Source organism: Thalassococcus sp. BH17M4-6, from assembly GCF_049323015.1.
Taxonomy (GTDB): Bacteria; Pseudomonadota; Alphaproteobacteria; order Rhodobacterales; family Rhodobacteraceae; genus Puniceibacterium.
Genome location: NZ_JBMPGU010000005.1, coordinates 1 through 12,124, shown reverse-complemented (window position 1 = coordinate 12,124; position 12,124 = coordinate 1). Strand labels below are relative to the sequence as shown.

Below are 12,124 nucleotides of genomic sequence, written 5' to 3'. Positions count from 1 at the left end.
AAAGCGGTCCCTTGGCTGGCCGCAGGGTGCCGTCCTGTCGCGCGCTAGTCAATGATCCGGTGTCCGGTCGACGGTGCCACGATGCCGCTTCTGACCAGCTTGTCGGCTCCGGTGATGCGACGGCGCAATTCGGCCGTGATCGATTTGCTTTCATGCCCGTCGCGGATGACTCGAGGCGTGATCAGGACCAGCAGTTCGGTCTTGCCGATCGTGTCCTTGCGGGACCGGAACAGCGTCCCGAGGCCCCTTACATCGCCAAGTCCCGGCACCTTGGCGTTGGTCTTGTTGCGACTTTCCTCGATCAGACCGCCAAGCGCGATGGTCTGCCCGTCCGTGACAACGACGTTGGTTTCAATCCGGCGGGTCGAGATGGTCGGGCTGTCGATGCCCGAGGTGGTGGTGTTCGAGACGCTGGATACTTCCTGCTCGATGTCGAGGATCACCTGACCAGAGCGCGAGACGCGCGGTTTGACGGTGAGAATGATGCCGGTATCCCGGAAGCTGATCGTGTTGACCACCGGTGCGGCGGGGTCGGTGGTGTCGCGCACCTGCTGCGTGGCAATGGGCACCTCGTCGCCGATCTGCAGCTTGGCCTCCTGATTGTCGAGCACCAGCAGCGATGGCGAACTGACGACATTCACATCCGTGACCGAGGCCAGCGCGTTCAGCGCGACCCCGGCATTGGTGCCTTGGAACAGAAAGCTCAGACCCGGAAAGGTCGAGGCCACGGCACCGTTGGCCGCGTCCGAAAAGGTGCCTTTGACATCACCGGATTCAAAGAACCAGCGCAGACCGAAATTCAGCTCGTCGTTCAGCGTCACCTCGGCGATGGTCGCCTCGAGAAGAACCTGCACGGGCACGGTGTCCAGCGTCTGGATCAACCGGGAAAAGCTTTCCTGTTCGCTGTCATTGCCCCAGACCACGATGGCGTTCTTGGTGTCATCCGCCACGACGCGCGGCTGGCCTTCGACGGGCGCGCCTTCTTCCTGGGCGACCTCTTCCAGCATCTGACCCAGAATCGGGGCGAGTTCTTCGGCGCTGCGATGTTGCAGGCTGTAAACTGCCGGCCGACGTTTCGCCCCGCCGGCGGTCTTGTCGAGATCGCGGATCCAGCGTTCGGCTTCGGGCAGGTATTTCCCGCGCGACGACACCACGATCACCGCCGACAGCCGTGCAGAGGGAATGAACGTCACGACGTTCTGCAGGGACCCGCCTTCGCCCGTCTCGAATATCAGATTGAGCTCTTGCACCACGGCTTCGGGCTCGGCGGCCTTGAGGCGGAACAGACCGACCGATTTGCCCTTAAGCACATCAACGTCGAACAGGTTCACGGCCTCAATGGCGGCGTTGATTTCCTCTCGGGTGCCGGAAATCAGGATGATGTTGCGCTTGGGGATGGGTTGCAGGCGAACCGTTTCGCCGACAATGGGCTCAAGAAGGCGCTGCATTTCAGCGGTGCCGATGTATTCCAGCGGCACGGCGACAACGCGGCTTCCGATCCCCTGCGGCGCGCCCCGGGTGATGCGCTGCGCGGCACCATCGCGCGGCACGATGGTGATCAGGTCACCGCTTGTCTGCAGGGCGGCGCCGTTGATTTCAAGCACGGTCTGGAAGGTTTCCAGAAGCGCGCGTTCGCTCAGAGGCCGGGTGGTTTGCAGCGTGACAGATCCCTCGACACCCGGTTTGATCGTGTAGTTCTTCTGCAGCGCGTCGCCCAGCACCGCCTTTGCCGCCACGGCGATCGGCACATCGACGAGGTTGAGGGTGAAATCGCCCTCGTCCGACACCCCGACCAGGTCGCCGGGATTGCCCGGGTCGGCCATGAAGTCATCTGTGCCCAGGGCCCGGCGCTCTGTGGTTGTGCCCGCCTGAAAGCGGCCCAGCAATCCGCCAAGGCCGCCCGCTGCGCCACCGGCCTTGTTGTCGGAATTGGCAAGAAGGGGTGCATCCCTTCGGTCGACCCGTTCTTCGCCGCATGCCGAAAGTAAAAGCGAGGCGGTCAGGAGCATCAAGAAGACCGTGCGGGTGGAAAGAAGCAGTTTCATCATTGATACATCTCGATGCGAATGGTTTCTGAGGCGCGGCTCAGGTCGAGCCAGTTCGGACCGATCCGGGAAATCGTCCAACCGGCCAGTTCAGTCCCTTGTGTAAGCCAGAGCGCTTCGCCCTCGGCGTTCTGAACCAGAGCACGGTTTTCGTCGGCAGCGCCCATAACCCCGAGAAGGCGCACCGCAGGGGGCGGTACGACGACAGGCTTGGGCGGGGTGGCAACCACGGGATCGGGCGGGTCCGCTTCCGGCGTGTCGTCGAGGACCAGCGGGCGTCGGTCCGGCGCAAAAAGCGGACGCTGCGTCACCGCGTCGTAGTAGACGTCAGGGCGCCGCGGGCGCGACGCGGCCCGAGACGGGGCCGCGCGTGTCGCCTGTGGCTGGGCCATTTCAAAACTGGGGAGCCCGGGCTGGCGTGTTGTCACGGTCAGCGCCCACCACCCTGCAAGACCCGCGCCTGCCAGAAGCAGGACGGTTCCGATCAGGGACAGCAGGCGCGACATCATTGCTGATCCTCCGCCTGGATCACGAACGGGGCCGCCAGATCGATCTGCGCAAAGACAAGAGGCTGCGCCAAGGCGCTGCCCGGTTTTGCCAGACGACGCAGCGTGGCGCGCTCGATCAGCAATGCGGGCGAATGATACTCGACCACTTTCAGAAAATCCGAGAGCTGGTCCAGGGCCGCTTCCAGTTCGATTCTGATCCCGACCGCGTCCGCGAGGCTCAGGTCGCGCTGGCGGGCCGGGGTGATCGCCCGCAGGCTGACGCCCTGATCGCGGGCCATGCGCGAGATTTCGGACTGGATCATTGCGGTCGCCGTGCCGGTGCGTTCCGCTTCCCACAAGACATCAAGCTGGCCATCGATATCGTACCGATCACGCTCGGCTCGCAGGGTCGCGATGCTGCTTTTCAGCTTCTGGGTCTCGGCTATGGCGTCGGCCCGGGCGTCAAGCTGCGCCTGGCGCCAACCCTGAAGAGGCTGCACCGCGGCCAGCCATATCAGCGTTGCGAACAGGCCTAGAAGGGCCAGTGACAACAGCGCATCCAGAAGGCGTGACCGCGCCATCAACTGCCCTCCAGATCGACGGTGATTTCAAAACGCTCGCCGTCGGCAGGGGTCTTCGACACCGGTCCGGACAGACGCGGATTGCGAAACACCGGCCGCTTTCCCAACGCCAGAACCAGATCGGCCGCCGAACCATCGATCTGTCCGTTGATCGTCGTCCGTTTCGGTGAATAGGTGACGGTCTCGATCCAGACCTCGTCCGGAAGCGCCACGGTCAGATCGCGCAGCGTGTCGATCAGGGCGGCGCGACGCAGCAGCGTGTCGAGAAACGCCGCGCGTTCGCTGTCGCGGCTGCGCAGGGTTTCGACCTCTTGCCGCAGGGCCAGCGCCTCGGCCCGCAGCGCGACCAGATCGTCTTGAAGGACGCGGCTTTGGTCCCGCGCGACCCAACCGGGGTAGAGCCAGCCTGCCAGCACGGCGGCGACCGCCACGGCGGCAAGCAGGCCGTTCACCCAGCGCAGCTTGCGTCCGCCGGGGGCAATCGTGGCCGAGAAATCCGCGATCGGACGTGGTTGCCCGTCCACATGGACCCGGCGCAGGCGCATGCCATGCGCGGACAGGTTGCGCTGCCATTCGGCCACGTCGCTGCGCTTGGCCACCCATTGCGGCACGACTAGGGTATCCCCCTGCACCTTCGGTGTGCCCAGCTGCGAATAGACGTCGCCGGGTGAAAAAGGGGTGCGGTGCCGCAAATCGAGTTCGGCCAGCGTCTCGAGCTTGGACCGTGCCGTGACCGGGGCGGTGACCTGTCGTTCGAGAAAGAGCGTCGGCGGAACCTGCAGGTCGATCACGCGGCGCGCGGGGTTCTTTGCGTCCGGTCCGGCAGGCTTGGTCAGCATATCGGCGGGCACGGAACGGCGGGTCCTGTCACCTTGTGCAACCCGCATACGGCGCGCCATCGGTTGGCCCAGAAACATCGCGCGCAACCAGTCAGGTGCCAGCACGGCAAACCGTGCGGCTAAGGCCGCGCCCATTCGTGAAGGTGACCGCCGTGTCATCTGTCCTGCTCGTTACCCGGATTGTTTTCCGGCTTTTTTTACAACTTAAGACAATTTAACGTTGTTGAATAGAAGTTTCTGACCCGGACCCAGCTCCGGAGGCGGGGTTGCAAAGCGATGAACAGTGCCGGTTTTCTCGAACGGCTCAGTGCGGCCGATCTGTTGACGCGTGCCGCCGCACGCCGGGCCGAACTGGCCAGCGCGCAGACCGGCACGCCGATCGAACGGACGTTGCTGGAGTTCGGCTTGATCGGCGAGGATCAGCTTTACGGTGAGTTGGCAGGGTTTCTCGGCCTGCCCTTCGTGTCGGATGGGGATGCCGACCCGACGCTGATGCGGTCTCTCTCGCTGACACCGGATTTCCTTGCCCGGGCGGAGGTTGTGCCTGTGCGCGAAAGCAACGATGGGCTGTTGCTCGCCACATCCAATCCGCGCGGAGCGGAAACCGTGCGCTCGATCGGCTACCACCTCAAAAGCCCGGTCGAAATGGCGATTGCCGCGCCGTCGACCATCAAGGCCTTGCTGGCGCTGGCCGCGCCCGAAAAGGCGGTATCAGATGACAGCATATCGGATGGCGATATCGAGCGTCTGAACCAGCTCGCCAATGACGGTCCGGTGATCAAGCTGGTCAATGACCTGATCGCCCAGGCCGCCACCGAGGGGGCGTCCGACATCCACATCGAGGCCGGAGAACGGGACGCTCAGGTGCGGTTCCGGATCGACGGGGTCTTGCAGGTTCGGCGCGCGGTGCCGTTGGCGATGCGGGCCGCGACCGTGTCGCGGTTGAAGGTGATGGCCAACCTCAACATCTCGGAAAAGCGGCGGCCCCAAGACGGGCGCGCGCAGCTGTCGGTGCGTGGCAGGGCCATCGATATCCGCCTGTCCACGCTTCCGACGCAGTTCGGCGAAAGCATCGTGCTGCGCCTTCTGGATCGGACGCGCCTGGCGCTGGATTGGGATGCCTTGGGATTTGATCGCGACCATGCCGCGTCGATCGAGCAACTGGTTCACCAGCCTAATGGCATCTTTCTTGTCGCGGGTCCGACCGGGTCCGGAAAGACCACGACGCTTTACACCGCGCTTGACGGATTGAACACGCCGGAGCGCAAGATCGTCACGGTCGAGGACCCCATCGAGTTTTCGCTGCCCGGCATCAACCAGGTGCAGGTCGAACCGGGCATCGACATGGGTTTTGCCCAGGCATTGCGCGCCATCCTGCGGCAGGACCCGGATGTGATCATGGTGGGTGAGATCCGAGACGCCGAAACCGCCGAAATCGCGGTGCGCGCGGCCCTGGTCGGGCGCATGGTGCTGTCGACGGTGCACACCAACGATTCCGTGTCCGCCGTGCCGCGGCTGCTGGATCTGGGCGTGCCCCCGTATCTGCTGGCGGCGACGCTGCGCGGTGTGCTGTCGCAACGGTTGGTGCGCCGGGTCTGCAAGGCCTGTTCCGGCACGGGCTGCGACACCTGTGGCGGGTCGGGCTACGCCGGGCGCCGGGTGCTGTCCGAGTTATTGAGCGTCAGTGCGCCGCTGTCACAGGCGATCTCGGATGCGGCGGATATGAACACATTGCGGCAGGTCGCGGCGGCAAGCGGCTTTCAGGGAATGCAGGATCACGGTCAGCGTTTGATCGAACGTGGCGAGATCGTCGAAGCCGATGTCTTGCGGGCAATCGGATCGCTTGCTCTGTAACTTGGAGGTGGCTCCGTCGCAAAGTTTCACTCTTGCCACGGATGGCCAACTCGGCGGCCGATCAGACCGAAAGGCTGGTGTAGATCTCGAACGGGCATCCGCTGCCGAGTTGGCCCCTCCTGATCATATGTGCCGTTTCGATCCCGTCCAGAGTTGCTCTTGCCGATCCGAGTGACTTGAACCCCAGCATCGGCGTGATCCGTCTTTTCACCCCGCGATGGTCCTGCCCCACGGTATTGTTCAGATACTTTGATCGACTGACCCTGATCCTGCGGTCCGACCCAACTCTCCGGAGCGCATCGTTCATCCCGCCAGACCCGCAGTGTTCGCGCCGCTTTTGTCGATCGCGCAAGACCTCGGTAGGCCGTTCCTGTCCACCGCTCGATACAAAGAGCACCAGTCGCCACGCACCTTCAAATAGGTCTCATCAAGGCGCCAGGATGGTGTTGTCCGCGTCTTCCGCTGCTGCGCCTGGGCCGCCAGCGACAACGCATGTTTCACCACCCACCGGTTCGAAGAGGCATGATCAACCACGACGCCGCGCTCCGCCAGGATCTCCTCGTGGTCGCGATAGGAAACGGCTTACCGGACATAGAAGAAGACCGTCTACAGGATCACGTCTCTTGGAAACTGCGCCTCCTTGAACGACACCATCTGCGCGACCTCATCGACAAATCAAGAGGACTGATAGACCATCACGCCGAAGTTTGCGACAGAATCCGACCGGACGGTCTATTGCAGCCTTACAACGACAGGTCGGCGTCTTCCCCGGTTCCGCCGCGGGCTCCGTCCCGCCCCAGACTGGTGATGCCCGGCTGTCCCGCATCGCCCGGTTCCTGATAGAGATAGGCTCTGCCCCAGGGGTCGCTCAGGCCCGCCTCGTCATCGAGATACGGACCGGCCCATGAGCCGTCGCCCGGCGGCGCGGTCATGAGAACGCCCAGCCCTTCGGCCTCGGTCGGATAGCGGCCGGTGTCGATGTAGAACAGCTGCAAGGCATTGCCCAACTGGTCAATCTGAAGCTGCGCCGTTTCAGACTTTGCGCGTCCGAGGTATCCGATCAGCCGCGGCCCCGCGACGGCGGCAATCATGGCAATGATCGCCAGGACAATCAGAACCTCAAGGATCGTGACCCCGGCCTCGGGGTGATCCTTGTCAGTGCGCTTCATCATTACGGTGTCCCTGTCAGCCAGACGCACCAGGCAAAAAGACAAAGGAAAGGGCCGAATGCAAGCTTCGAATGAGCAATGCCCTTGCCGCCGGTGACAATGGCGTGAATGCCGAGGGACAGGAGACCGGACAGCGCCGCGCCCAGAACCACCAGGATCGTGTCGACCAGACCGCACCAAAGTCCGATCCCCGCCATCAGCTTGACGTCGCCCATCCCGAGGCCGGTCTTTCCCCGCGTCCGCTCGTATCCCCAGGCGACCGCCGAAAAGAGCAGCGGCCAGACAAGCCCGCCGACAAGATGGGGCAGGACGCCAAGGGCCGGCCGTGTGGTCAGCCAGATAAGGCCCGACACGACCAGCAGGGCAGAGGACAGATCGGGGATTTCGAACCGCCGGGTATCGATCCAGCTGGCCCACACCAGCAGGACAAGCAGGATAAGTGCCCAGACCCCGGCGCCCGGCGCGATGACGGCCATGGCGCCCCCGTAGACAGCGAGATGGATCAGCAGCAAAACAAGGGGCGACAAGGTTTGCATCGGGCGCAAGAAGGCTTCAGTTTGGCGTGATGGCGGGAAAAAATCGGACAAGACAGGGCTTTGCGCTGATTGTGGTGCTGTCCACACTCAGCATCATCGCCCTGTTGGTTGCAAGCAGCACAACGCGGCTTCTGTCCCGCATGACGCAGATCAGCACCGAAGAGCGGATTGCTCAGACGGCGCAGGAAGGCGCGGCGCTGGTGCGTCTGGCGCTTGGAGTTTATGGCGAGCGGGAGGGGCAAGCCAGCATCGAGACACGCCTGACAGTGCCCTGGTTGGGCGGCGAGGCGGTCCTGCGACTGCAGGATGTCGGCGGGCTTGTGGACCTCAACACCGCCGGTGTCGAACTCATGGAAGCGCTTGCCGCCGCGATGGACATTCCGCCCGAGGCTCTGCAGCGCTACCGCGATTGGCGTCGGACGCCACATAGGTTGCAAAGTGTGCGTGATTTCGGACGGGTTGCCGGTCTGGATTGGCATGTATCCCAGGCGCTCACCGGGATCGCGACGGTGCATTCGGGCCGTTTTGGCGTCGCCCCGGACGTCGCCCCGGACAGGTTGCTGGACCTTTTGGGTGGAGAGATTCGCGAGGAGTGGCGGAGCGCGCCTTCGGGTGCGATCTACGAGGTCCGGATTGATTCGGCCGGGCAGTCGCGGCTGCTGGGAATTGTCGCGCTTGGCAGCGGATCATCTCAGGGGAGAGTTCTGGAGCTGCGCTGATGACCGGAAAATCCGGATTCCGACAGCTCTGAATCAGCTCCGTTCTGCGCGGTCTTTAATGGAAAACGGCGGCCTCTGTTCATCGGTCGAGAAAGTTCACGAATTTGTCATTGCGACTTGAGGTGAGTTGGTTAACGATGTCCTCAAAAGACGATAACCGGTTACGGGGGACATGTTATGATTGCATTGAAGCGCGCTTGCTGCGCGGCCATTTTTTTGTACCTTTCGCAAATTCTGCTTTTCAATCAAGCCCTTGCCGATACGCCGACACCGATGCGTGCCGCGGTCGGGCACTCCCTCAAACTGGATCCGACAGACGGGCTTGAGCTTCCCGTCGGCGGTGCGCTGACGCCTTCCTGGGAATGGGTTTCGCGGCCCGCAGGCAGCGTGGCGGACTTTTCGGATGCCGCTTTGCTGCGTCCAAGCGTGACGCCCGATATCGGCGGCACCTACGTTGCGCGCATCACCATGCTGGCCCAGGATGGTGGCGCCGCGGCCACGGCGCTTCTGACATTCGGCACCGGAAATCTCCCACCAGTTGCGCAGGCGGTGATTCGCGATGTGCCGGACGGGACCTCTCCGGTCACGCTGGATGGCGCGGACAGCTATGACGTCGATGGCGATTCGCTGAGCTACATGTGGTCGGTCGAGACCGCGCCTGCGGGCAGTGCCGCGGCGATTATCGGGACCGGGCCGATGGCGGCCGTGTCACTCGATCTCGAGGGGGAATACCGCGTCGCTCTCAGGGTTCAGGACGCGCAGGGCGTGACGTCCGAGCCCGATGTCCTCGACCTGACCTTCCTGCCGAATTCCGGCAGCACCGATGTCTATCGCCTGAACTATGACAGCGTGCAGACCGCCGATGCCGCGGTGGCCGACACATTCGATCTGGGCGAGCGTCTGACCGCCCCCGGCGATCACACCCGCATCGACGGCTTCGTGCTGGATGACGGCGCGGGCGCGCTGGCCGACACGCTGAGCGTGACGCTTGGCGGGAACCTGTATACCGCCAGCGACGCGGGCGGGCTGCTGGCTATGGTCGATGCGCTGGAGCTGGACACCGATCCCCTGACCAATGCGCGGATGTCGCCCGATGCGGGCCGCACCGACCTGACGCTGATCTTCGGGCAGACCGGCGGTTCGGCCACACTGACGGACGTGATCGGGACGCTTCTGACCCGCGCCGATCTGGAAGCGCGCGGCGTCGATTTCTACGAAGGCGTGGGCGGCCGCGTGGTGGCGCCGGTGGCTTCGGCGCGGTTCGATCAGCTGGGTGCGGCGCTCGGAGAGACGCTGTCGGTCGAACCCTATGCCTCGACGGATGTGGATGGCGAGGTGCTGGTTGGCGCGCTTGGCGTTCTTGTCGCGCCCGCGGGTGCGGCACCGCAGCTGAGCACCGATATCGACGGTCTGTCGAGCTTTACCGCGGATACGGCGGGCGATTACCTGCTGGCGCTGAATGTCGACGATGGCCGCTTTACCGATCAGGATCATCTGCTGGTCGTGGCAGGTGGCGGAAACCTGCGCCCCGTGGCCCGGATCGCGCCGGCCACAACGTCCGCGGTGGGCGCGCGGCTGATCGTCGATGGCAGCCAGAGCTACGACATCGATGGCGATCTTCTGTCCTATGACTGGAGCCTGCTCTCGGCGCCGGAAGGCGCGTCGGCGGTGCTGGAGGCCGAGCGCACCGGATTTGTGGCCTTCACCCCGGATGTCGCGGGTGACTATGTAGTGCAGCTGTTGGTGGCCGATGCGGATGTGGCGGGCGTGCCCGCCACGACGTTGATCCGCGTGGCGCCGCCGCGCCCGGTGGCCGAGGCGGGCCGGGACCGTCTGGTCGGCGATCTGGGTCAGCTGTCGCTGGATGGCACGCTGAGTGTCGGCAGCGGCGGGGTGCAATACGCCTGGTCGTCGCTGGGTCTGATGGGCGACGGATCGTCCGTGGCCTTGACCGGTGCCGACACCGCGATGCCGGATGTCAGCCTGTCGATCCGCGAAGGCCGCTTCCGCGATGTGATCCGCTTTGCGCCGGTCTATCACTTCAAGCGCGCCGACACAGGCGGCTATTGCCAGTTCGACACGCGCCTGCCCGGCGACCTCGCCGCCAGCGCCTCGGAGCCGGTGCAGATCACGCTGCACAGCCGCGGCCGCCAGGACGGCATGCAGGGCGACCTGCTGGTCTGGGAGATCGAGAACAAGCAGGAATACACCCGTGACGTCACGCTGATCGACAGCGACGGCGTGGAACATGGCACCTGGACGGTGCCGGGCCGGGTGTCGGTGCATGTGACCTCGGCCGAGATCGGCAAGAAGGCCGATATGGGCGCCTATGTTGCGGGCACCCTGCAGGCGGAAGACCGCGCCAAGACCAACCCCTTCAACCGCAACAATCCGGTCTGCACCGGCCCCGGCTCGGGCGTGGTGCAGCTGATCGTCGCCGATGGCGCGGGCGCCTCGGTGGCCGATACGGTGTTTGTCGGCAACACCAACCTGCGGCCCGTTGTGGACGGTGGCGCGCGCTTCGAACTGATCTCGGGCGAGACCGTCGACCTGACCGCGTCCCTCTATGCCTACGATGCCAATGGCGATGCGCTGAGCTTTGGCTGGTCGCTGATCGCGCGGCCCGATGGCAGCGCCGCCGCTCTGGACGCCGCGGTCGTGCCGGGCGATGCGCTGACCTTTGCCCCCGACCGCGTCGGCACCTATCTGCTGCAGATCACCGCCACCGACGGCGAACTGATCGCCGAACCGGCGGTGATCGAGGTCGAGGTTCTCAACTCGCCCCCGACCGCCGCGATTACCGGCCCTGCCGAGACCTTTGTCGGCGACACCGCCACCCTGGACGGCACGACCTCTTCCGACATCGACGGCGACGTGCTCAGCTACGCCTGGACGCTGCTGAGCAGACCCGACGGATCGAGCGCCGTCCTGCTGGATGCCGATCAGCCGCTGGCCAGCCTGTCTCCGGACCGGCGGGGCGACTATGTGGTGCAGCTGATCGTGTCGGATTACGAATTCGACAGCGACCCGGTCACCTTCACGGTGACCGCCCCCAACCGCGCGCCCGTCGCAGCACTTGACGGGCCGGCGGATGTCGATGTCGGCACCGAGGTGACCTACTCCGCCGCAGGCTCCTCCGATCCCGACAATGATCCGCTGACCTTCAGCTATGCCATCACCGCGCAGCCCGCGGGCTCTGACCCGTTCCTCGCCGATCTTGGCGATGGCGAGGTCGGCTTTGTGGCCGATCAGCCGGGCGAGTACGAAATCATGGCCACCGTCGATGACGGTCTGCTGACCGACACCGCCAGCCTGACCGTGACCGCCGCGTCGCTGAACCAGCCGCCGGTGCTTGGTGATCTGCGCGATCGCTATGTGGTCGAGCTGGGTCTGGAACTGGCGCTGGACCTGACGGGAAGCGATCCCGATGACGACCCGATCTCGTTCTTTGCCACACCCCTCCCGCTGCCGCAGGGCATCGGGCTCGAAGCGACGAGCGGCGCGCTGCGGTTCCGCCCCGAGGCGGGCCAGTTGGGCAGCTACAGCTTTACCGTGGGCGTGTCCGACGGGACGCTGACCGACACCGCTGTTCTCAATATCGACGTGGTCGATGCCACGGCGGGCGACACCGGCGTCTTTGGCCGCGTGCTGGATGCCAAGACCCTTCAGCCCCTTGGCGACATGCCGGTGCGCCTGCGCGATGCGGCGCTGATGACCACCACCGACGCAAGCGGCGCCTTTGATTTTGGCAGCCTCAGCGCAGGCGGTGATCAGGTGATCATCGAACCATCGGCCAATGGCGGACCCGGCGGTTACCTGGGCACCCTGCGCACCATCACCGTCACCGAAAACCAGAACCGCGATCTTGATCCCGACTTTCTGCTGGTGCCGCT

The 12,124-nt window shown here is 64.6% G+C and carries 9 protein-coding genes and 1 pseudogene; 3 read left to right on the top strand and 7 right to left on the bottom strand.

Annotation, left to right across the window (positions count from 1 at the left end; all coding sequences use genetic code 11):
- Positions 1-44: 44 nt before the first annotated feature.
- Genes gspD through ACOXXX_RS08730 form a run of 4 tightly spaced genes read right to left on the bottom strand, consistent with a single transcriptional unit; the run spans position 45 to position 3,965 of the window.
- Positions 45-2,045, bottom strand: a complete 2,001-nt coding sequence (gene gspD, locus ACOXXX_RS08745; RefSeq protein WP_422826185.1) for a type II secretion system secretin GspD — start codon at positions 2,043-2,045, stop codon at positions 45-47.
- The gene (locus ACOXXX_RS08740; RefSeq protein ID WP_422826184.1) at positions 2,045-2,554 is read right to left on the bottom strand and encodes a hypothetical protein; all 510 of its coding nucleotides are present in this window, start codon (positions 2,552-2,554) and stop codon (positions 2,045-2,047) included. Before ACOXXX_RS08740 ends, gspD begins: the two co-directional genes overlap by 1 nt.
- Positions 2,551-3,114: a type II secretion system protein GspM gene (gene gspM / locus ACOXXX_RS08735; protein ID WP_422826183.1), complete on the bottom strand. Its 564-nt coding sequence runs from the start codon at positions 3,112-3,114 to the stop codon at positions 2,551-2,553. Before gspM ends, ACOXXX_RS08740 begins: the two co-directional genes overlap by 4 nt.
- On the bottom strand, positions 3,114-3,965 hold the full coding sequence (locus ACOXXX_RS08730; RefSeq protein WP_422826182.1) for a PilN domain-containing protein: 852 nt from the start codon (positions 3,963-3,965) through the stop codon (positions 3,114-3,116). Before ACOXXX_RS08730 ends, gspM begins: the two co-directional genes overlap by 1 nt.
- 264 nt (positions 3,966-4,229) lie before the next feature.
- On the opposite strand from ACOXXX_RS08730, the gene ACOXXX_RS08725 reads away from it, so the two are divergent.
- Entirely contained in the window at positions 4,230-5,807 is a 1,578-nt protein-coding gene (locus ACOXXX_RS08725; protein ID WP_422826181.1) for a GspE/PulE family protein, read from the top strand.
- Positions 5,808-5,868: 61 nt separating this feature from the next.
- Here ACOXXX_RS08725 and ACOXXX_RS08720 read toward each other — a convergent pair.
- The 3 genes and pseudogenes from ACOXXX_RS08720 to ACOXXX_RS08710 form a co-directional block, all read right to left on the bottom strand.
- Positions 5,869-6,461, bottom strand: a pseudogene (locus tag ACOXXX_RS08720) (IS6 family transposase).
- An 89-nt stretch (positions 6,462-6,550) separates the two neighbouring features.
- Positions 6,551-6,979 carry a type II secretion system major pseudopilin GspG gene (gspG, locus tag ACOXXX_RS08715; protein ID WP_422826180.1) on the bottom strand — a complete coding sequence of 143 codons (429 nt, stop codon included), beginning with the start codon at positions 6,977-6,979 and terminating at the stop codon, positions 6,551-6,553.
- The gene (locus ACOXXX_RS08710) at positions 6,979-7,452 is read right to left on the bottom strand and encodes a prepilin peptidase (RefSeq protein WP_422826179.1); all 474 of its coding nucleotides are present in this window, start codon (positions 7,450-7,452) and stop codon (positions 6,979-6,981) included. Before ACOXXX_RS08710 ends, gspG begins: the two co-directional genes overlap by 1 nt.
- Before the next feature lie 200 nt (positions 7,453-7,652).
- On the opposite strand from ACOXXX_RS08710, the gene ACOXXX_RS08705 reads away from it, so the two are divergent.
- Together ACOXXX_RS08705 and ACOXXX_RS08700 are read left to right on the top strand one after the other, a co-directional pair.
- The gene (locus ACOXXX_RS08705; protein ID WP_422826178.1) at positions 7,653-8,231 is read left to right on the top strand and encodes a hypothetical protein; all 579 of its coding nucleotides are present in this window, start codon (positions 7,653-7,655) and stop codon (positions 8,229-8,231) included.
- Between the two features lie 273 nt (positions 8,232-8,504).
- The coding region (locus tag ACOXXX_RS08700; RefSeq protein WP_422826177.1) for a PKD domain-containing protein at positions 8,505-12,124 on the top strand (3,620 nt) is incomplete at its 3' end.